General features: G+C 66.4%; 17 protein-coding genes. 9 read left to right on the top strand and 8 right to left on the bottom strand.

Features of this window, described 5'->3' with window-relative positions:
- Position 1: 1 nt before the first annotated feature.
- Complete coding sequence (locus tag I7S92_RS14435) at positions 2 to 565, bottom strand: TadE/TadG family type IV pilus assembly protein (protein ID WP_197645545.1); 564 nt, start codon at positions 563 to 565, stop codon at positions 2 to 4.
- Positions 562 to 2364: a pilus assembly protein TadG-related protein gene (locus I7S92_RS14430; RefSeq protein WP_197645543.1), complete on the bottom strand. Its 1803-nt coding sequence runs from the start codon at positions 2362 to 2364 to the stop codon at positions 562 to 564. The genes I7S92_RS14435 and I7S92_RS14430 overlap by 4 nt, the downstream gene beginning before the upstream one ends.
- Before the next feature lie 299 nt (positions 2365 to 2663).
- Between I7S92_RS14430 and I7S92_RS14425 the strand changes: the two genes are divergently transcribed.
- From I7S92_RS14425 to I7S92_RS14390, 8 genes are all read left to right on the top strand, one after another.
- Positions 2664 to 4097: a Glu/Leu/Phe/Val family dehydrogenase gene (locus I7S92_RS14425; protein WP_197645541.1), complete on the top strand. Its 1434-nt coding sequence runs from the start codon at positions 2664 to 2666 to the stop codon at positions 4095 to 4097.
- A gap of 145 nt (positions 4098 to 4242) precedes the next feature.
- The gene (locus tag I7S92_RS14420) at positions 4243 to 4671 is read left to right on the top strand and encodes a TadE/TadG family type IV pilus assembly protein (protein WP_197645539.1); all 429 of its coding nucleotides are present in this window, start codon (positions 4243 to 4245) and stop codon (positions 4669 to 4671) included.
- 1 nt (position 4672) lies between these two features.
- The gene (locus I7S92_RS14415; protein ID WP_197645538.1) at positions 4673 to 6085 is read left to right on the top strand and encodes a pilus assembly protein TadG-related protein; all 1413 of its coding nucleotides are present in this window, start codon (positions 4673 to 4675) and stop codon (positions 6083 to 6085) included.
- A 155-nt stretch (positions 6086 to 6240) separates the two neighbouring features.
- Positions 6241 to 7491 (top strand): sarcosine oxidase subunit beta family protein, encoded by a 1251-nt coding sequence (locus I7S92_RS14410; protein ID WP_197645537.1) that lies wholly within the window; start codon positions 6241 to 6243, stop codon positions 7489 to 7491.
- Positions 7492 to 7656: 165 nt separating this feature from the next.
- Positions 7657 to 7920: a sarcosine oxidase subunit delta gene (locus I7S92_RS14405; RefSeq protein ID WP_197645536.1), complete on the top strand. Its 264-nt coding sequence runs from the start codon at positions 7657 to 7659 to the stop codon at positions 7918 to 7920.
- The gene (locus tag I7S92_RS14400) at positions 7917 to 10826 is read left to right on the top strand and encodes a sarcosine oxidase subunit alpha family protein (protein WP_197645535.1); all 2910 of its coding nucleotides are present in this window, start codon (positions 7917 to 7919) and stop codon (positions 10824 to 10826) included. Before I7S92_RS14405 ends, I7S92_RS14400 begins: the two co-directional genes overlap by 4 nt.
- Positions 10819 to 11364, top strand: a complete 546-nt coding sequence (locus I7S92_RS14395; RefSeq protein ID WP_197645534.1) for a sarcosine oxidase subunit gamma — start codon at positions 10819 to 10821, stop codon at positions 11362 to 11364. Before I7S92_RS14400 ends, I7S92_RS14395 begins: the two co-directional genes overlap by 8 nt.
- A gap of 94 nt (positions 11365 to 11458) precedes the next feature.
- Entirely contained in the window at positions 11459 to 12646 is a 1188-nt protein-coding gene (locus tag I7S92_RS14390; RefSeq protein WP_197645533.1) for a DegT/DnrJ/EryC1/StrS family aminotransferase, read from the top strand.
- Positions 12647 to 12917: 271 nt separating this feature from the next.
- Here I7S92_RS14390 and I7S92_RS14385 read toward each other — a convergent pair whose 3' ends face one another.
- The 5 genes from I7S92_RS14385 to I7S92_RS14365 form a co-directional block, all read right to left on the bottom strand.
- The gene (locus tag I7S92_RS14385; RefSeq protein WP_197645532.1) at positions 12918 to 13859 is read right to left on the bottom strand and encodes a LysR family transcriptional regulator; all 942 of its coding nucleotides are present in this window, start codon (positions 13857 to 13859) and stop codon (positions 12918 to 12920) included.
- Complete coding sequence (gene phaR / locus I7S92_RS14380; RefSeq protein WP_197645530.1) at positions 13860 to 14405, bottom strand: polyhydroxyalkanoate synthesis repressor PhaR; 546 nt, start codon at positions 14403 to 14405, stop codon at positions 13860 to 13862.
- 64 nt (positions 14406 to 14469) lie between these two features.
- Positions 14470 to 15111, bottom strand: a complete 642-nt coding sequence (locus I7S92_RS14375) for a glutathione S-transferase family protein (RefSeq protein ID WP_287863330.1) — start codon at positions 15109 to 15111, stop codon at positions 14470 to 14472.
- Positions 15112 to 15214: 103 nt separating this feature from the next.
- Entirely contained in the window at positions 15215 to 15664 is a 450-nt protein-coding gene (locus I7S92_RS14370; RefSeq protein ID WP_197645528.1) for a Phasin, read from the bottom strand.
- 143 nt (positions 15665 to 15807) lie between these two features.
- Positions 15808 to 17583 carry a PHA/PHB synthase family protein gene (locus I7S92_RS14365; RefSeq protein WP_386002125.1) on the bottom strand — a complete coding sequence of 592 codons (1776 nt, stop codon included), beginning with the start codon at positions 17581 to 17583 and terminating at the stop codon, positions 15808 to 15810.
- A 121-nt stretch (positions 17584 to 17704) separates the two neighbouring features.
- On the opposite strand from I7S92_RS14365, the gene phaZ reads away from it, so the two are divergent.
- A complete protein-coding gene (gene phaZ, locus I7S92_RS14360; protein WP_197645524.1) occupies positions 17705 to 18970 on the top strand; it encodes a polyhydroxyalkanoate depolymerase in 1266 nt (421 codons plus the stop codon).
- A 58-nt stretch (positions 18971 to 19028) separates the two neighbouring features.
- On the opposite strand, the gene I7S92_RS14355 is transcribed toward phaZ, so the two are convergent.
- Positions 19029 to 19805 carry an alpha/beta hydrolase gene (locus I7S92_RS14355; RefSeq protein ID WP_197645522.1) on the bottom strand — a complete coding sequence of 259 codons (777 nt, stop codon included), beginning with the start codon at positions 19803 to 19805 and terminating at the stop codon, positions 19029 to 19031.
- Between the last annotated feature and the right edge of the window lie 12 nt (positions 19806 to 19817).

Below are 19817 nucleotides of genomic sequence, written 5' to 3'. Positions count from 1 at the left end.
CTCAGGACCTCGGTTCGTTCACGAAGGTCGAAGTCGCGATCAGCGAATAGCCGCCGTCGGGGCCGGTCCTGTTCATCCGCGCGCCGAAGACCGTGGTCTTGAACATCGGATCGGCCTGCAGGCAGACGCGCATCAGCATGATCTGGTTGCCCTCGCCAAGCGCGTATTCCGAGGGGCTGGGCTGGATCGCAGGGTCGATCGGCTGGGTCCGGTCGACGCAGGTGGTCGGCGTGGTCGGCATGGCGAAGCTGGCGGTGTTGATCGGCTGCAGCTCGATCTTCATGCCCAGTTCGCAGGCCGCGGTACTGCCGAGGACGGCGGCGCGCGAGCAGATCTCGTGCTTGAGCTGGCTGTGCGAGATCGAGCCCAGGTTGCCCAGCCGCAGGTCGCGGATCACCAGATCGAGGCTGCGCTCGAGGCTGACGCTCTTGATCATGTAGAAGCTGCTTTCGACGCCGAGGCAGAAGACGCTGATCACGAAGGGGAAGGTCAGCACGAACTCGATCGTCGGGCTGCCGCCTTCGTCGCGCAGGAAGCGCCGCAGGGAGGAGGGGAGCCGGGTCATAGCGTCAGCCGCAGCTTGGACATCTCGGCCGCGATGTCGCGGAAGGCGTCGACGAGTTCGCTGCTGGTCTGCGGTTCGAAGTAATAGCCGGTCTTGTCGTTCGGATTGCTGCCCTTGGCCGAGGCGCAGCCGCGGATCTGCGTCTCGCCGGCGGAACCGGCGCCGAAGGCGATGCCATAGACCTCGATCCCGCTGGCCTTGGCGGCGGCGCAGTTGGTCTGGAGAAGCGAGTCCATCGTGTTGACGGCGACATAGGTGGTGCTGCGGAACCTGTTCATCTGGGCGTTGTAGATCGTGGTCGGATCCTTGCCCGTGTTCGTGCCATCGAACCTTGACCGGGCATAGAGCTGCCAGGCCACCCAGGAGACGCGCTGGGCCTGCCAGACCTCGCTCCAGTCCAGGCGGCGGGAGGTGCCGGTGTTGGTCAAGTTCGACCAGGGCTGCGCGCGCCACCCGGCGGTGCAGTTGTTGCTGCTGGCGCAGAGGTGCGGCACCCAGTAGGGGCTGGCGGTGCCGGGCCGCAGCAGGATCGAGTAGTTGCCGTCCACGTTGCTGCGGAAGATCGGCGATTCCCCGGTCTTGTAGGGATCGCGCATGACCTGTGTCGCGATATGCGCGCCGTCGGTCATCAGCACGATGATCTTGCGCGTTTCCGGATCGGTATTGTCGGCCGGACGGCCGGCCATCAGGGCTTCGCCGCCGCGCAGGGTGTCGTAGATCGGCCGGGCCGATTGATCCAGGAGCGCCACGCCCCAGCGCATCCCCATCATGATCGAGGTCCGGCCGGCCGCTTTCAGGCTGCCGATCTTGGCCAGGACCGTCGAACGCTCCATCGTCGGCAGCAGCACCTCGCTGTAAGGGCGGGGCGCGCACATGTAGGTGTCGCGCCCGGCGCTGGTGTTCCAGTCGGTGGGCAGGGCGGTGGAGGTAGTCCTGGCGACGTAGTCGGAATTCCGCGTGGTGTCGCCGTCAATGTCGGCATGGACCGACATCGGCAGCGGCATGTCCGTGGGGATGCCGGTGGTCTGGAAGAAGGCGGTGGTGGTCGGCACCTCGAGGCAGTTCACATAGGGCACGCCGGCATTGGCCACGCCGTTCACCGTGGGGATGTTGGTTGCGGCGTACTGCGCCCGCAGCGCCGGGCCGAGGTTGACCTGGGTGTTGTAGGGAACGACCCCGATCGAGACCTGGTTCAGGTCGTCGAGATCCTTGACCTCGTTCACGAAAAGCTCGGCCGCCTCGATCAGGCCGTCGATCTTCTTCTTGGTGTCGTTGGGAAGGCGGGAATCCATCGAGCCGGTGATGTCGAGGACCAGCATCACCTCGACCTGGGGGATACCCTGTTCGGCGCGGGTGTTGGCCGGGGCCTCCAGATAGTCGACCGGCATGAAGCCCATGCCCATGAAATAGTTGTAGGAGCGGACGTCGGCGGTGATGGTCACGTTTTTCGAGGCGCCGTTCGCCCCCTCGATCACCGAGACCACGGGGGTCGAATATTCGGTTCCGACGGTTCCTTCCTGGAGATGGGCCTTGGCGAAGTAATCCTCGGCCACGGACTTGGCGTCGCGCTTGTTTTCAAGGTTCGCCGCGGCCAGGGCGGCGCGGTCCATGGTCTGCTGCAGCGCGACGCGGCGGATCTCGAAGCGCATGTAGTCGACGGCGATCCCGCCGAAGACCATCAGGACGAAGAAGAGCATCAGCGTGATCACGGCCATCACGCCGCGGTCGTCGTCGCGGAAGGCCCGCAGAGAGGCGGTGAGGCGGCGGCATCTGGCGGAGAGGGCCGGAATCTTCATCATCGCACCTGTAACGAACACGGGGCCCGCCTTCGGCAGGCAGAGTAGCATGACCCATTGGACTCAACTTCGGGCAGAAGTATGACAATTTTGTCCGATCCCGCCGGAATCTGCCGGTTCTGGAAACAATTCGCATCAATTCGCCCTGCCTGTTTCTTTACGTGGACGGTTCCGGGCCGGTCCTTCGCCTGGCAATGCGGCGATTCGCTGCTGCGGGGCCAGCCGGGCGGGGTTCACTCTTTGGAAATGTCCGCTAGTGTAGGCTGCGGTGCAAAGGGCACGCAGGGTCAAGGATTACGAAGATGCAGCAAGCCGGAGAGCCGAGTTTCCGCGAGTCGGTCGATCTGATGTTCAACCGCGCCGCAAGGCTGATGGACCTTTCGCCGGGGCTGGAGCAGAAGATCCGGGTCTGCAACTCGACCTATACGGTGCGTTTCGGGGTGCGGCTGCGCGGCAAGATCGAGACCTTCACCGGCTACCGCAGCGTCCATTCCGAACATATGGAGCCGGTGAAGGGCGGCATCCGTTTTGCGATGTCGGTCAACCAGGACGAGGTCGAGGCGCTGGCGGCGCTGATGACCTACAAATGCGCGCTGGTGGAGACGCCGTTCGGGGGCTCGAAGGGGGGGCTCTGCATCGACCCGCGGCAGTGGGACGACCATGAACTGGAGCAGATCACCCGCCGCTTCGCCTATGAGCTGATCAAGCGCGACCTGATCCATCCGGCGCAGAACGTCCCCGCCCCCGACATGGGCACGGGCGAGCGCGAGATGGCCTGGATCGCCGACCAGTATGCGCGGATGAACACGACCGAGCTGAACGCCAAGGCCTGCGTCACCGGCAAGCCGCTGGAGGCCGGCGGCATCCAGGGCCGCAAGGAGGCCACCGGCCGCGGCGTGCAATATGCGCTGCGCGAGTTCTTCCGCCACCCCGAGGACATGGCCAGGGCCGGGCTGACCGGCGGGCTGGAGGGCAAGCGGGTGATCGTGCAGGGCCTGGGCAACGTGGGCTATCACGCGGCCAAGTTCCTGTCCGAGGAGGACGGCTGCAGGGTCGTCGCGGTGATCGAGCGCGACGGCGCGGTGATGGATCCCAAGGGGCTGGACATCGAGGATGTGCGGCAGTGGATGAACCAGTCCGGCGCCCTTCTGGCGGGCTATCCGCGCGCCAGCTTCGTGGCCGAGGGCGCCGCGGTGCTGGAGGAGGCCTGCGACATCCTGATCCCGGCGGCGATGGAGGGGGTGATCCACCTCGGGAATGCCGGGCGGATCAAGGCGCCGCTGATCATCGAGGCCGCGAACGGCCCGATCACCTTCGGCGCCGACGAGATCCTGCGCCGCAACGGCTGCGTCATCATCCCCGACATGTATGCCAATGCGGGCGGTGTGACGGTGAGCTATTTCGAATGGGTGAAGAACCTGAGCCACATCCGCTTCGGCCGGATGCAGCGCCGGGCCGAGGAGGCGCGCTCGCGCCTTCTTGTCGAGGAGCTGGAGCGGTTGAGCGCCGACAAGGGCCTGGGCTGGTCGCTGGCGCAGGATTTCAAGCAGCGCTTCCTGACCGGCTCGGACGAGCTGGCGCTGGTGCGCTCGGGCCTGGATGACACGATGCGCATCGCCTACCAGTCGATGCGCGAGGTCTGGCACTCGCGCCAGGACGTCGAGGACCTGCGCGTCGCGGCCTATATCGTGGCCATCGACCGGGTGGCCAAGACCTATCGTTCGAAGGGGTTGTAGATCCGAAAGCAGGGGCCGGAAAACGGACGGAACTTTACAGCCGTCCGTTTTCCATTCATTCTGTTGCATATGGTGGAGTTCCAGTAAAAGCAGCTGTCCCAATTGTTTCCGGGAAGTCACGGATATTTTCTGTTTCGAGGTCATCATGGCAGGGGCCGACAACAATTTCCGCAGCCCTCGCGCGTTCCTGCAATGCGAGGATGCATCGGCAACGATCGAATTCGTCCTGTGGTTGCCGATCGTGATTCTGATTCTTCTGCTGATCGTGGATGCGAGCATGTTGTTCATGAGCCGCTCGCAGGCGATCCGCGTTCTTCAGGATACCAACCGGCTGTATTCCGTTGGCCAGTTCACCGGCGAGACCGTCGACGAACGGCTGTCGAAGGCCGAGGAGTATGCACTTTCCCGGCTGCAACCCATGTCGCCCAGCGCGACCGCAACCACGACCGATGTCAACCGCGTGGTGCGGACCGTGGCGACGATGGAAACGGGCGAGATTTCGCAAATCGGTTTTCTTGGCGTGGTGATCGACCGAACGATGACCGTGGTCGCCGAACACAGGGTGGAGTTCTGACATGGCACGTTGCTTGCTGAAGCTTTCCGATTTCGCCGCCTCTGACGAGGGCAGCATCACCACGGGCGGATTGATCCTGGTCGTCACCTTCATGGCGCTGGGCGGTCTGGCGGTGGACGTCTCGAACATGGTCAACCAGCGCACGCAGCTGCAGGTGGCGGCCGATGCCGCGGCACATGCGGCGCTTTACGACCGAAATCCCCTGGGCGCGACCCCTGAGGATGCCATCGCCTCGGGCGTGCTCATGGGCGAAAGCAACATGCCCGACCGGATCTTCGGCGATGTGGTGACGCCGGAGGACATCCAGTTCGGGATCTGGAACGCCGCCACCCGCAGCTTCACGCCAGAGCCCACTTCGCGCAGCGCGATCCGGGTCGAGACCCACCGCGACGAGGCCGGCGGCAACGAGATCGCGACCTTCCTGCTGAAGTTCGCCGGCTTCGATTCCTGGAACGTGCGCACCGTCTCGGTCTTCGAGACCTACGATCCGCCCTGCCTGCGCGAAGGGTTCGTGGCCGAGAATATGGTCGATATCCAGAGCAACAACAGCTATTTCAAGGGCTTCTGCATCCATTCCAACGATGTGGTGTCGATCAACAGCAACAACTACTTCGAGGCAGGCACGATCGTCTCGATGCCGGATTCGGACCGGCTGGACATCCCGAAATCGGGATACAAGACGAACGAGGGCCTGCAGGAGGCGCTGCGCTATGGCGCGATTCAGATCCGGCTGATCAACGCGCTGCGCGAGGTCTCGCCGTCGCCGTTCTCCACCGGGTCGGCCGAGATGTGGGAATATATCCAGCTGGCGACGCGGGACGGGCAGCTTGACTATGTCACCGGCCAGCCGCGTCAGGTGACGATCGTGAACGGCGCCCCGAAGAAGAGCGATCCTGATGCCAACCAGATCGAGGCGAACAAGACCCTGGTGGACAAGGACGGTGTCTCGGTTCTGCGGCAGAACGCGGTCAACTACCTTTATTGTTCGAGCACGAGCACGCAGCTGCAGATCAAGCAGGTGCTTTCCAATGTGGTGTTGATCACCAACTGCCAGGTCAGCTTCGGCTCGGGCGGCGCGCTGGAGGACGGGCTGATCGCCACGCTGCATACGGGCGCGGCCTCGATCTCCGGCTCGTCGGATACGCGGATCGGCAAGGTCGACAATTGCGCGGACGGAGGCGGCGCGGCAATTGTCTCCTTGGGCGGCATGGACTTTGCGGCAGGCGTCGCGATCCATGGCAGCCAGCTGATCGCGCTGAAGGAGATCGCATTCGCGGCCAATGGCGAGGGGTTGAAAGGCACCTCGATCATCTCGGGCGACACGGTCTCGGGCACGTCGAACATGGAGATGGGGCTCTGCGGCACCGGGATGGGGCGTATCCTCTCGATGGATTACTTCCGCATGGTGCTGTAGCACGACACATCGCGGGGGCAGGCTGGTCCTGCCTCTGCGCCCCCTGGACGGAAAGCGACACCCGGCGTCGCGGGCGGAGAAGTCGTCCAGGGGCCGGGCTTGCATCTTCGTCGCGGCCGGCATCTACTCCGACCGGCAAAGAGGCGAGGCACGCGATGCGCTATTCCGGCCTGAAGGTCATCACCGAGGGGCTGTTCGGCAACAAGGGCTGGAAACCCGCCTGGCGCGATCCGGCGCCCAAGGCGGAATATGACGCGGTGATCATCGGCGGCGGCGGGCATGGGCTGTCGACGGCCTATTACCTGGCGAAGAACCACGGGATCACCAATGTCGCGGTCTTGGAGAAAGGCTACCTCGGCGGCGGCAACGTGGGGCGGAACACGACCATCGTGCGGGCCAACTACTTCCTGCCGGGCAACAGCGAGTTCTATTCGCATTCGCTGAAGCTGTGGGAGGGGCTGGAGGCCGATCTCAACTACAACGTCATGCATTCGCAGCGCGGCTTGATCAACCTCTTCCACTCGGACGGGCAGCGGGATGCCTTCGCCCGGCGCGGCAATGCGATGATCAACCAGGGCGACGACGCGATCCTCTTGGACCGCGAGGGGGTGCGGGAGCATCTGCCCTATCTGGATTTTGAGCAGACGCGGTTCCCGATCTATGGTGGATTGCTGCACCCGCGCGGGGGATCGGCCCGGCATGACGCGGTGGCCTGGGGCTATGCGCGGGGGGCGGACCGGCGCGGGGTGGACCTGATCCAGAACTGCGAGGTCACCGGGATCGACATCGAGAACGGGGTGGTGAAGGGCGTGCAGACGACGCGGGGGGCGATCCGGGCGAAGAAGGTCGGGATCGTGGTGGCCGGCCGGTCGTCCCAGGTCGCGGCGATGGCGGGGATGCGGTTGCCGATTGAATCGCATGTGCTCCAGGCCTTCGTGACCGAGGGGCTGAAGCCGGTGATCGACCATGTGGTCAGCTTCGGCATGGGGCATTTCTATATCTCGCAGTCCGACAAGGGCGGGCTGGTCTTCGGCGGCGACCTGGATTTCTACGCTTCGTATGCGGCGCGGGGGAACCTGCCGATGGTGGAGCATGTGATGGAGGCGGGGATGACGCTGATGCCGATGATCGGCCGCGCCAAGGTGCTGCGGAGCTGGGGCGGGATCATGGACATGTCGCCCGATGGCTCGCCCGTCATCGACAAGACGCATGTCGAAGGGCTGTTCCTCGACTGCGGCTGGAACTATGGCGGGTTCAAGGCGGTGCCGGCCTCGGGCTGGTGCATGGCGCATCTGATGGCGACCGGCGAGAGCCATGAGGTGGCGCGGAAGTTCCGGCTGGACAGGTTCGCGACGGGGCATCTTCTGGACGAAGAAGGCACCGGCAGCCAGCATAATTTGCATTGAGGGTGCGATGCGCTTGGACCTGACGGCGGCCCCCCACCCCCATCCCCTCCCCACGAGGGGGACCTGGCATCGACCTCTCGCCTCCGGTTGGGCGCTGCGCCTTGCGGAAGGTTCGGATGCCTCCGGCGGGGATATTTTTGCAAAGATGAAAGCGAGGGCCGGAAGATGCGGCTGACTTGTCCGTTGTGCGGGGAACGCGACCGGCGGGAGTTCTACTATTACGGGGCGGAGGACTATCTGCGCCGTCCGGGGGAGGGCGCCCCCCTGGCCGACTGGGACGACTATCTGCACCTGCGGGACAATCCGGCGGGGGTGACGAAGGACCTCTGGTATCACGAGGCCGGCTGTGCGCAGTGGCTCTTGGTCACGCGGAATACGGTGACGCATGAGATTTCGGGCGTGGAACTTGTGGCGGGGCGGAAAGAATGAGGATCGACGGCAAGGGCCTCATCGACCGGACGAAGCCGGTCCGCTTCCGCTTCGATGGCCGGGATTTCGCGGGCTACAAGGGGGACACGCTGGCCTCGGCGCTGCTGGCGAACGATGTGCGGCTGGTCGGGCGGTCGTTCAAGTATCACCGCCCGCGCGGGGTGCTGACGGCGGGCTCGGAGGAGCCGAATGCGCTGGTCGAAGTGATCGGCGCCACCAACCAGACGCCGAACGTCCGGGCGACGGTGCAGGAGGTGTTCGAGGGGCTGGACTGCCGGAGCCAGAACCGGCTGGGGTCGCTGAAATACGACCTGCTGGCGGTGAACGACTACCTTTCGCCCTTCCTGTCGGCGGGCTTCTACTACAAGACCTTCATGTGGCCCCGCGCCTTCTGGGAGGGGATCTACGAGCCGATCATCCGCCGGGCGGCAGGGCTGGGCAGCCTTTCGGGCAAGCATGACGAGGGGACCTACGAGAAGGCTTTCGCCTTCTGCGACGTGCTGGTGATCGGCTCGGGCCCTGCGGGGCTGATGGCGGCGCTGACGGCGGGGCGTGCGGGTGCGGACGTGATCCTGGCCGAGGAGAGCCATGCGCTGGGCGGGCGGCTTCTGTCGGACGCGCAGACCATCGGCGGCATGGCGGCGGGCGACTGGCTGGCGCAGGTGGCGGCGGAGTTGCAGGCGCTGCCGAATGTGCGGATCATGCTGCGGACGGCTGTGACCGGGGCCTATGACCACGGCACCTATGGCGCGCTGGAGCGGGTGGGGCTGCACAAGCCGGCGCGGCCCAACCTGCCGCGCGAATGCTTCTGGCGGATCGTCGCGCCCCATGCGGTGCTGGCCAGTGGCGCGCTGGAGCGTCCCGTCGCCTTCCCCGACAACGACCGGCCGGGGATCATGATGGCCGCGGCGGTGCGGACCTATCTGAACCGTTACGGCGTGGTGCCGGGCAAGCGGGTGACGCTGTTCGCCAACACCGACGCGGCGCGGGCCACGGCGCGCGACCTCATGGCGGCGGGGGTTCAGGTGGCGGCGATCATCGACCCGCGGCCCGATGCCTTCAGCGTCGAGGATTGCCCGGTGCATGTCGGTGCCGAGGTCGTGGGCACACGGGGGCGGCTGGGGCTGTCGGGGATCCAGGTGCGGAAAGGCTCCGAGATCATCGAGATCGAGACCGATTGCCTGGCGATGTCGGGCGGCTGGAATCCGACCTTGCACCTGACCTGCCACATGAACGGGCGGCCGCGCTGGGACGAGGACCTGGCGGCCTTCGTGCCGATGGAAGGCGCGGTGCCGGGGCTGGTGGCGGTGGGCGCGGCGAACGGGTCGATGTCGACCCATGGCGCGCTTGTCACCGGACATGCGGCGGCTTTGCGGATGGCCGAGGCTTTGGGGCGGACCGTCTCGGTTCCGGTGCCGGAGGCCGAGGATGCGCCATATCGGCTGAAGGCGGTCTGGGCGGTGGAGGGCAAGGGGCGGGCCTGGCTCGACTTCGCCAATGACGTGACGACCAAGGACGTGAAGCTGGCGGCGCAGGAAGGCTATCGCAGCGTCGAGCACATGAAGCGCTACACGACGCAGGGCATGGCGCCGGACCAGGGCAAGAACTCCAACGTGGCGGCGCTGGCGGTGCTGGCGGAGGCGACCGGGCGGGGGATCGCGGAGACCGGGGTGACGACCTTCCGGCCGCCCTATACGCCGGTGTCGATCGCCGCGATGGGCGCGGGGGGCCGGGCCGAGGGCTTCGCGCCGCAACGCTTCCTGACCAGCGACCAGGCGAGCCGCGACCGCCATGCGCCGATGATCGAGGCGGGGCTCTGGTATCGGCCCTCCTATTTCCCGAAGCCGGGCGAGGCGACCTGGCGCGAGGCCTGCGACCGCGAGGTCAATATGGTGCGGCAGGCGGTGGGCGTGGCCGATGTCTCGACCCTGGGCAAGATCGACATTCAGGGCAAGGATGCCGGACGGTTCCTGGATTTCCTTTACACCAATACGTTCAGCACCCTGCCGGTGGGCCGCGTCCGCTATGGGCTGATGCTGCGCGAGGACGGGCTGGTCATGGACGACGGCACTTCGGCCCGCCTGGGTGAGGACCATTACCTGATGACCACCACCACCGCGGCGGCGGGGCTGGTGATGCGGCATCTGGACTTCGTGCATCAGGCCTTCTGCGCGGATTGGCAGGTGCGGTTCATCTCCGTCACCGAGGCTTGGGCGCAGTTCGCGGTGGCGGGGCCGAAGGCGCGGGCGCTGGTGAACTCGTTCCTCGAGGTGCCGGTGGACCTGCCCTTCATGGGGGTGGCCCCGGTGCGGATCGGCGGGGTGGACGGGCGTCTGTTCCGCATCAGCTTCTCGGGCGAGGAGGGCTATGAACTGGCCGTGCCGACCCGTTATGGCGAGGCCTTGTTCCGCGATCTGGTGGCGCGGGCCGAGACCATGGGCGGCGGGCCCTACGGGATGGAGGCGCTGAACGTCCTGCGGATCGAGAAGGGCTTCCTGACCCATGCCGAGATCCATGGAAGGATCACGGCACATGACCTGGGGATGGAGAAGATGGTTTCCGCGAAGAAGGACTGCATCGGAAAGGCGGCGGCGACGCGGCCGGGGATGTGGGGGCCGGAGCGCGAGCAGCTGGTGGGCCTCAAGGCGCAGGCGGCGATCAGCGCCGGGGCGCATCTTTTCGTGCCGGGGCAGGAGGTCCATCGCGAGACGGACCAGGGCTATGTGACCTCGGTCTGCTGGTCGCCGACGGTCGGGGCCTGGCTGGGGCTGGGCTTCCTGAAGGACGGCCGGTCGCGGATCGGCGAGCGGATCCGGCTGGTCGATCACCTGCGGGGCCTCGACGTGATCTGCGAGGTGGTGAATCCGGTCTTCCACGACCCGGAGGGGGAGAAGCTGCGTGCCTGAACTGATCGCGAAATCCGCCCTCGAGGGGCGCACGGAGACGCTGGGTCCTGTCACACTGGCCGAGGTCGAGGTCGGGCCGATCACCTCGGTCGCGCTGTTCCCTGGCGGGGGGAAGCTGGCGGCGAAGGGATTGAAGGCGCTGGGGTTGGCGATGCCGGGGCCGAACACCTTCACCGGAAAGAAGGGTGCGCGCATCGTCTGGACCGGGCGCGACCAGGCCTTCCTGATCGGCGTGGAGCCCCCGGCGCTGGAGGGCGCGGCGCTGACCGACCAGACGGATGGCTGGACGGTGCTGGGCCTGTCCGGGGCGGGCGCGGTCGACGTGCTGGCGCGGCTGGTGCCACTGGACCTGCGGCTGGCCTCCTGCCCGGTGGGCACGGCGCTGCGCAGCCAGTTGAACCACATGAACGCGGTGATCCTGCGCACCGGCGACCATGCCTTCGAGATCATGGTCTTCCGCTCGATGGCGCGCAGCGCCTGGCACGAGATCCACGCCGCGATGGATATGCTGGCGGCGCGGGCCGGGACGAAATTCTAGGCGGAAAGGCGCGAGCGGAAAAATTTGTCACTGGCGCGTCACTGACTGGGTGTTTACACCTTTCCTGAACCTGAGTTTCAGAAAAGGTGCACGAATGGCCCCGGATGGTCAAACCCTCGCCCCGAATGTCTATGATGCCGAAGCGATCCCCGAGGCCGCGCGGGCCGAGATCGACCGGCTGCTTCTGTCGGGGGACCTCTTTCGCTACACCGCGCCCTCGGATGCTCCGGTGGCACTTCTGGAGAAGGAATTCGCCGAGCTTCTGGGCGCGCGCTATGCGCTGGCGGTCTCCTCCTGCTCGGCCGCGCTGTTCCTGTCGCTGAAGGCGCTGGACCTGCCGCGTGGCGCGAAGGTGCTGATCCCGGCCTTCACCTTCGCGGCGGTGCCGTCCTCGGTCGTGCATGCCGATTGCGTGCCGGTGCTGGTCGAGGTGGGCGACAACTACCGCGTCGACATGGCGGATTTCGCGCGCAAGCTGCCGGAGGCGGATGCCGTGCTGATCAGCCACATGCGGGGGCATACCTCGGACATGGACACGATCATGGCGCTGTCCGATGCGGCGGGCGTGCCGGTGATCGAGGATGCGGCGCATTCGCTGGGCACGGTCTGGGACGGGCGCAACATCGGCACGATCGGCAGGGTCGGCTGCTTCAGCTTCCAGTCCTACAAGCTGGTGAACGCCGGCGAGGGCGGGATCATGATCACCGACGATCCCGAGATCGCGGCGCGGGCGATCATCATGTCGGGGGCCTATGAGGCGAACTGGAAGAAGCATCCGGGGCTGACCAATTCCTGCGCGCATTGGCAGAACAAGCTGCCCTTGTATAACCTGCGGATGCAGAACCTGTCGGCGGCGGTGATCCGGCCGCAGCTGCCGCTGGTGGCGGAGCGGGTGGCGAAGGGCCGGGCGGGGCATGACCGCGTTGCTGCGGTGCTGAACCTTTCGGCGCATCTGGCGGTGCCCGAGGCACTGGGGCCCGAGGAACGCGCGCCGGATTCGATCCAGTTCAACCTGGTTGGCGGCTGGTCGGACCAGCAGGCGCTGGACTTCCAGGCGGCGGCCAAGGCGCGGGGGGTGTCGGTGCAGGTCTTCGGGCTGAGCGAGGGCAATGCGCGGGCGTTCTGGAACTGGCAGTTCCTGGGCGAGGTGCCGGAGCTGCCGCAGACCCGGGCGATGCTGATGCGGGCCTGCGACGTGCGGCTGCCGACCCGGCTGACCGAGGCGGAACTGGACTATATCGCCGCGGCGATCGTGGATGCGGCGGTCGAGGTGCGCGGCTAGGCCGCCGCGCGCGGCGGGTTGTTCCGACCCTTTGAAATCAATGGGTTGGCGTTTTCACTAGGGAGGCGTCAGGGTTCTGGCAGGCGTCCCCCCACCCCCATCCCCTCCCCACGAGGGGGAGGGGAGGCGCCCTTCTGCCGCGGGTGATTCCGGCGGCGTGCGTCGTGCTGGCGCCCGCAACTTGCTGGCTCGAACCAGTGGCGCCAGCGAATTGCACCTCTGGTGGGGATATTCGGGCAAGGATGAAAGGCGGGCGTGTCCGGTTTGCGGGTCAGAGCACCCTCAGCGCGGGGGTGAGCCAGGGGGCGGCGGCAAGCGCGGGGGCGATCACGACCTCGGCGATCAGCGGTTTCAGCCGGGCGGCGATCTGGGCGGGGATGCCGTGCAGGATGCCGGCGCGGGCGGAGAGCGAGAGGGTGCGTTCGAGTGCCGGGAAGGGCAGGGGGCGAACCTCGACCTTGTCGCGGAAGGCGCGGGCCTGGTGGAGCGCAAGCGGCGTGAGGATGGTCCAGCCCTCGCCGCCCGCGACCATGGCCAGGATCGCGGCGTAGCTGTCCAGCTCGAAGCGGTGCGCGGGCTTCAAGCCGTGGCGTGCCAGGTGGGCGGCGATCTGGCGGCCCATCAGGTGGCGCGCGGTGTAGAGGATCAGCGGCAGATCCTCGATCCGGGCGCCGGGGGGCGTGACGGAGAGGAAGGGCTCGGACATCAATGGATGCACCTCGCGCCAATCCTCGGTCGCGGGGCCGCTGTCGGCGGCGATGACGATGTCCAGCGCGCGGGCCTCGAGCTGGTCCATCAGCCGGTGGCTGGCCCCGGTCTCCAGCAGGAAGCGGCAGCCCTTCAGGTCGCGGGCGAGGCTGGAGAGCAGGCGCGGGGTGACGTCGCTGTCGAAATCCTCGATCACGCCGAGGCGCAGCGTGGTCAGGCCGGAGAGGTCGGCCATGGCAAGCTCGGCCCGGGCCTCGGAGGCGGCGTTCAGGATGGTCTGGGCGTGGCGGCGGAACATGGCGCCGGCCGGGGTGACCTGCATCGGACGGCCGGAGCGGTCGAGCAGGACCGCCCCCAGTGCGGCCTCGAGTCCCGATAGCTGCTGGCTGACGGCGGAGGGGCTGACGCCGAGGCGGCGGGCGGCGGCCGAGATCGAGCCTTCCTCGGCTGCGGCGACGAAGACCTCGATCCCCCAGAGCGTGACGCGGCCTTCGGCTTCGGCCATCTAGAGCCTGGACAGTTTCTTCTGCAACTCGGCCAGTTGCTTCTTGATCTCGGCGATGTCCTCGGAAGACGTTTCCTCTTTCGCCGGGCCCGAGCCGCCCCAGGCGGGCATGCCGCCCATCATCGACTTGAGGAAGGCCTCCTGCTGCTTGCGCATCGCCTCGAATCCGGGAACGGCGGCCATCGGGTTCGGGAAGGCGGAGAGATTCTCCATCATCTTGGACTGGCTGTCGCGCAGCATCTCGAACGAGGTGGCGAGGAACTGCGGCACGATCGACTGCATCCCGCTGGTGTAGCTGCGCACGAGGTCGGTCAGCACGTCGACGGGCAGGACGCTTTCGCCCTTGGATTCATGCTCGGCCACGATCTGGAGGAGATATTGCCGGGTCAGGTCGTCGCCGGTCTTGAGGTCGACGATCTGCACCTCGCGCCCCTGGCGGATGAAGCCGGCGATATCCTCGAGCGTGACGTAATCCGAGGTTTCGGTGTTGTAGAGCCGGCGGCTGGCGTAACGCTTGATCAAGAGCGGCTTGTCGGTGTCGGCCATGGTTCCCCCCGCGCCTTTTGCGCTTGCAGAGAAGTCTAGGGGAGGCTTGCGCAGAAATAAAGGGTCACGAGGGGCGGCCGGCGTCTGCGGCCGCGAAATGGGCCAGCTGGTCCTGCCGGGCCTGGTCGAAGGCGGGGCGGGAGAGGGTGCGGTCGAGATAGGCCGCGAGCGGCGGGCCGAGGCGCGGGCGCAGGGCGGGGACGCGCAGGATGTCGGCCATCAGGATGTCGGCCACGGTGAAGCGGCCGGCGGCCAGCCAGTCGCGGCTTGCCAGCACATCGGCGAGGCGCATCAGCCGCTGGTCGAGCCAGCCGTCCAGCGGGTTCGTCTCGGGCCGGGAGAGGCCGATGAACCACCAGGGGACCGAGACCATCTCGACCGAGTTCAGCCCGGCGATCAGCCATTGCAGCGTGTCGGCCCGGCCTGCGGGATCGCGCGGCATCAGGGTTTCGGACTTTTCGGCAAGGTGCAGCAGGCAGGCGCCGCTTTCGAACAGGGTGATCCCGCCGTCGGTCAGGAAGGGGACCTGGGCGAAGGGCTGGCGGGCGAGGTGGTCGGGGCCGCGATTGTCGAAGGGGACGGTGGCGACGGTATAGGGCAGGCCGGCCTCGATCATCGCCCAGCGCAGGCGGATGTCGCGGACATGGCCGCGGGGGGGCGGGGGCACCCAGTCATAGGTCCAGAGCGTCAGCATCGCGGGCCTCACGCGTGATCCGGGAGAGTCTAGCGCGGGGCCGGCAAAAGAACAGGGCCCGGAGTCGCCTCCGGGCCCTTCGCGCGAAACGGCGCGTAATCTTGCCTGATGCCGATTACTTCGCGGCCGCAGCGGCCTTTTTCGCGACCGAGGTCACTTCGGCGGTGGCCTTCTTCACGGCGGCGGTGGCGTCTTCCGACATGTCCTTGCCGGCGGCCAGCATCAGCTCGACGGTTTCCATCTGCACTTTCTTGGCGACTTCGGCGAAGGCGGCCAGGTTCTCGGCAGCCATCTCGGCAGCGGCCGAAGCGAAATCGGTGGCGGCCTTGGTGTAGTCGGTCGGCTCGGCCTTGGCTTTCGAGATGTCGGAAACCTTGGCGAGGGTGTCCTTGGCCCATTTGGCCGAGATCTCGGTCGACTTCTCGGCGGCTTCGATCGCCACTTTCGAGAATTTCTCGGCGAAGGCGGCCTGGGTCTTGAAGGCGTTCTGGAAGGCCGAGGCGTCAACCGGGATGGAGGCCATCATGTCCTGCACGACCTTGGTGAAATCGGGGGTCTTGGTCATTTCTTTGCTCCGCTTTGTCCGGGATCGCCCCGGTTCGACATGACAGGGATATACATGCTGCGGTGCAGCATTTCAAGTCTGTTTCTGCAATGCAGCAAAACCGCCGGTTGCGGCGATTAACCCCGCGTAAAGGCGATGAAATGTCAGGTCTCGGGCGTGGCGGTGACGTAGGTTCCGGGTGCGGCGGCCAGCGAATCGACCGGGATCCGGGCCTTGACCAGCGGGCCGGAACGGGCCTTCAGCCATTCGCCCCAGCGCGGCCACCAGCTGCCCTTGTGGAAGGTCGCGGACTTCAGCCAGTCCTCGGGCGCGCCTGCGACGGGGGCGTCGGAGGTGTAATGGCCGTACTTGTCCTTGGAGGGCGGGTTGATGATCCCGGCGATATGGCCGGACTGCGACAGGATGAAGGTCTTGTCCTTCGATCCCATCTGCTTGACGCCGTTGAAGCTGCCCCGCCAGTGCGCGATGTGGTCGGTCTCGCAGGCGACGGCGCAGAGCGGCAGCTTCACCTCGGCAAGATCGACCGGGCTGCCGAAGACCTGGAACTCGCCCCTGGCGAAGCCGTCCTGTTGGCACAGGCCGCGCAGGTATTCGACGGCCATCCTCGCCGGAAGGTTGGTGCTGTCGCCGTTCCAGTAGAGGAGATCGAAGGCGGGCGGCGCCTCGCCCAGCATGTAGGACTTGATCGCCGGGGTGTAGATCAGGTCGTTCGAGCGCAGGAAACTGAAAGTGCGCGACATGAAGAACCTGGACAGGATCCCATCGCGTTCGGTCTGCCGCTCGATCCCGTCGACGAAGTCGTTGTTCAGGAAGACGCCGACCTCGCCGGGGTCGGAGAAATCGGTCAGCGTGGTGAAGAAGGTGGCCGATTTGACCGAATGGTCCCCGGCCTTCTGCAGATGCGCCAGCGTGAGGCCCAGCGTGGTGCCGGCGATGCAGTAGCCGGTGGCGTTGATCTGCTTCTCGCCGGTGATGCGGCGGACCTCGGCCATGGCGCGGAGGTAGCCGTCGCGGATATAGTCGTCCATCGTCGTGCCGGCATAGGAGGCATCCGGGTTGACCCAGGAGACGACGAAGAGCGTGAAGCCCTGGTCCACGATCCACTTGATCAGCGAATTCGCGGGCTTGAGGTCCAGGATGTAGAACTTGTTGATCCAGGGCGGGAAGATCACCAGCGGGGTCTTGTGCACCTTCTCGGTGGTGGGTTCGTACTGGATCAGCTCCATCATCCGGTTGCGGTAGACCACCGCGCCGGGTGAGGTGGCGAGGTTCTCGCCGACCTTGAACGCCTCGCGGTCGGCCAGCGTGACCAGAAGGTCGCCCTGGTTCGCCTCGATGTCGCGGACCAGGTTCTCCAGCCCCTGCACCAGGCTTGCGCCGTCGGTTTCCACCGCCTTCTCCAGCGCGTCCGGGTTGGTGCCCAGGAAATTGGTCGGCGAGAACATGTCGACGATCTGCCGGGTGAAATACTCCACCCGCTTGCGGTCGGCGGGATCCAGGCTGTCCATGCCGCCGACGGCGGTGCTGATCGCCTCGGCGTTCAGCTGGTACTGCTGTTTGAGGTAGTTGAAGAAGGGATGCGTTTCCCACAGGGGGTTGGAAAAGCGCCGGTCCTTGGGGTTCGGGTCCGGGGGCGCCTTGAATTCGCCCTTGGCGAGGGTCTGCTGCGCCTCGACATAGTGCTTCAGCGTCTTGCCCCAGTAGTTGATCTGATGCTCGACCACCTTGGCGGGGTTCGACATCATCTCGGCCAGATAGGCGGCGGCGGCCTTCATGTAGACATCGGGCGCGGGGCCATGCAGCGCGGGATCGACCGGGCGGCGATGCGCCAGCGCGGCGGTCAGCCGCTTCGACAGCTCCTCGACCTTGGCGAGGTTGGCGTTCAACCGCGCGAGGCGGGCTTCGGTTTCGTCGCTCACCGGAGTCTTATCTTCTGTTGTCACGCGAATGGTTCCCACCTATTCTTGCCGCTGTGCAGCATTGCGCTGTCCGTTCCAAGGCCCGCCGTGCACCAAGCGCCCGCAAGGGTGAGGAGACTTGATGAAGTATACCAATACCTACGACCTGATGGAAAGCGCCCGCAACACCAATGAGTGGCTGGGCTCCACCGCTCAGGCCTTTGCCAGTTACCCCGCCTTCGCCATGTCCCTGAACCCGCTCCTGCCGCTGATGGCGGCCTGGGGCACCGTCACGGAACGGACCTTCGCCCGGATGATCGCCAAGCCCGACTGGGGCATCCGCTCGATCGTGGGACCGGACGGGCAGGACCATCTGGTCGACGTGAACCCGGTGGTGGAAAAGCCCTTCGGCAATCTGGTGCATTTCTTCGTCCGCCGCCGCTCGCCCATGGCGCGCAAGGTGCTCTTGGTCGCGCCGATGTCAGGGCATTATGCGACGCTCCTGCGCTCGACCGTGGCCTCGCTTCTGCCGGACGCCGATGTCTATGTGACCGACTGGCACAATGCGCGCGACATTCCGGTCAGCGCGGGCAAGTTCGACGTCGAGGATTATACCCTTTACCTGGCCGAGTTCATGAAGGTCCTCGGCCCCGAGACGCATGTGATCGCGATCTGCCAGCCGGCCCCGCTGGCGCTGGCCGCCACCGCCTATCTGGCGGCCGAGGCGCCCGAGGCGCAGCCCAGTTCGCTGATCCTGATCGGCGGGCCGGTCGATCCCGACGCCGCGCCGACCGAGGTCACCGATTTCGGCCGCCGGGTGACGATGGGACAGCTGGAGCATCTGGCGATCCAGCGCGTCGGCTTCATGTCCAAGGGCGCGGGACGGCTGGTCTATCCGGGCCTGTTGCAGCTGCAAAGCTTCATCGCGATGAACGCCGAGCGTCACAGCAAGGCCTTCACCGAGCAGATCTTCCGCGTCGCGCGGGGCGAGGCTTCGGATCATGATGCGCACAACCGCTTCTACGACGAATACCTGGCGGTGATGGACATGACGGCCGAGTTCTACCTCTCGACGGTGGAGCGCCTGTTCAAGAACGGCGAGGTCGCGCGCAACGAGTTCACGGTTGCGGGCCGCAAGGTGGACATGGGCGCGATCACAAGGGTCTCGGTGATGACGGTCGAGGGCGCGAATGACGACATCTCGGCGCCGGGGCAATGCGTGGCGGCGCTGAAGCTCTTGACCAACCTGCCGGAGGAGAAGAAGGGCCACCACCTCGAGCCGGGCGCGGGCCATTACGGCATCTTCGCCGGAAAGAGCTGGCGGTTGAACATCCGCCCGCTGGTCCTGAGCTTCATCGACCGTGCCGCGGGCAAGCCGAAAGCCAAGATCGCGCTGGCCTCGGCCTGAAGTCGCGCGCCCTTGTGCGAAAAGTGCAAGGGCGGGCCGCCACCGGCCGGGCCGCCCGCTAACTGGCGTTCGAAATCTGCACCTCGGCCGGGGCGGACAGGACCAGCACCTCCTCCACCATGCGGGTGATCAGCTCCAGGCAGGCGGGCGAGGAAAAGCGGTGGTCCGCGTCCTTGACCAGCGTCAGCCGCAGGTCGGGGCTTGAGATGTGGTCCAGAAGCCCCAGCGCCACCGGCGTCGGCACATCCACATCGGCGGTGCCCTGCAACAGCCGCACCGGAATCGGCAGGTGCAACGGCCCTTGCAGCACCAGGTTCTGCCGCCCGTCCTCGATCAGGCGGCGGGTGATCGGATAAGGCTCGTCGGAATAGTCCGAGGGGCGGTGGAAGACCCCGGTCTCCAGCAGCGTGGAACGGTCGGCCGGGGTCATCTCCTCCCACATCCGCTCGGTGAAATCGGGGGCGGCGGCGATGCCGACCAGGCCCGCCACCCGCTCGGGCAGGTCGCGGGCCAAAAGGAGCGCGATCCAGCCGCCCATCGACGAGCCGACCAGGACCTGCGGCCCCTCGGTCAGAAGCCCGATCAGCGCGGCCGCATCCTCGCGCCAGTCCGAAAGCGCCAGTTCCTCGAAACTCCCGCGCGAGGCACCGTGCCCGGAATAGTCGAAGCGCAGGAAGGCGCGGCCCGTCGCCTCGGCCCAGGCTTGCAGATGCAGGGCCTTCGAGCCGGTCATGTCGGAACGGAAGCCGCCGAGAAAGACCACCCCGGGCTCGCGGCCGGGGGTGCGGTGGCAGGCGATATGGCGGCCCTGGGGCGTGGTGATGAAGGTGGTCATGCCCCGTGTATA

The sequence above is a fragment of the Tabrizicola soli genome, from assembly GCF_015999335.1.
Taxonomy (GTDB): Bacteria; Pseudomonadota; Alphaproteobacteria; order Rhodobacterales; family Rhodobacteraceae; genus Tabrizicola; species Tabrizicola soli.
Note: the sequence above shows the minus strand (reverse complement) of the source record. Positions and strands in the feature narration are given on the sequence as shown.

Excerpts from the sequence above, each read along its gene's own strand:
- phaZ (WP_197645524.1), top strand. The coding sequence starts at position 17,705 with ATGAAGTATACCAATACCTACGACCTGATGGAAAGCGCCCGCAACACC.
- I7S92_RS14435 (WP_197645545.1), bottom strand. The coding sequence starts at position 565 with ATGACCCGGCTCCCCTCCTCCCTGCGGCGCTTCCTGCGCGACGAAGGC.
- I7S92_RS14390 (WP_197645533.1), top strand. The coding sequence starts at position 11,459 with ATGGCCCCGGATGGTCAAACCCTCGCCCCGAATGTCTATGATGCCGAA.
- I7S92_RS14385 (WP_197645532.1), bottom strand. The coding sequence starts at position 13,859 with ATGGCCGAAGCCGAAGGCCGCGTCACGCTCTGGGGGATCGAGGTCTTC.
- phaR (WP_197645530.1), bottom strand. The coding sequence starts at position 14,405 with ATGGCCGACACCGACAAGCCGCTCTTGATCAAGCGTTACGCCAGCCGC.
- I7S92_RS14370 (WP_197645528.1), bottom strand. The coding sequence starts at position 15,664 with ATGACCAAGACCCCCGATTTCACCAAGGTCGTGCAGGACATGATGGCC.
- I7S92_RS14410 (WP_197645537.1), top strand. The coding sequence starts at position 6,241 with ATGCGCTATTCCGGCCTGAAGGTCATCACCGAGGGGCTGTTCGGCAAC.
- I7S92_RS14420 (WP_197645539.1), top strand. The coding sequence starts at position 4,243 with ATGGCAGGGGCCGACAACAATTTCCGCAGCCCTCGCGCGTTCCTGCAA.
- I7S92_RS14425 (WP_197645541.1), top strand. The coding sequence starts at position 2,664 with ATGCAGCAAGCCGGAGAGCCGAGTTTCCGCGAGTCGGTCGATCTGATG.
- I7S92_RS14355 (WP_197645522.1), bottom strand. The coding sequence starts at position 19,805 with ATGACCACCTTCATCACCACGCCCCAGGGCCGCCATATCGCCTGCCAC.
- I7S92_RS14415 (WP_197645538.1), top strand. The coding sequence starts at position 4,673 with ATGGCACGTTGCTTGCTGAAGCTTTCCGATTTCGCCGCCTCTGACGAG.
- I7S92_RS14405 (WP_197645536.1), top strand. The coding sequence starts at position 7,657 with ATGCGGCTGACTTGTCCGTTGTGCGGGGAACGCGACCGGCGGGAGTTC.
- I7S92_RS14430 (WP_197645543.1), bottom strand. The coding sequence starts at position 2,364 with ATGATGAAGATTCCGGCCCTCTCCGCCAGATGCCGCCGCCTCACCGCC.
- I7S92_RS14400 (WP_197645535.1), top strand. The coding sequence starts at position 7,917 with ATGAGGATCGACGGCAAGGGCCTCATCGACCGGACGAAGCCGGTCCGC.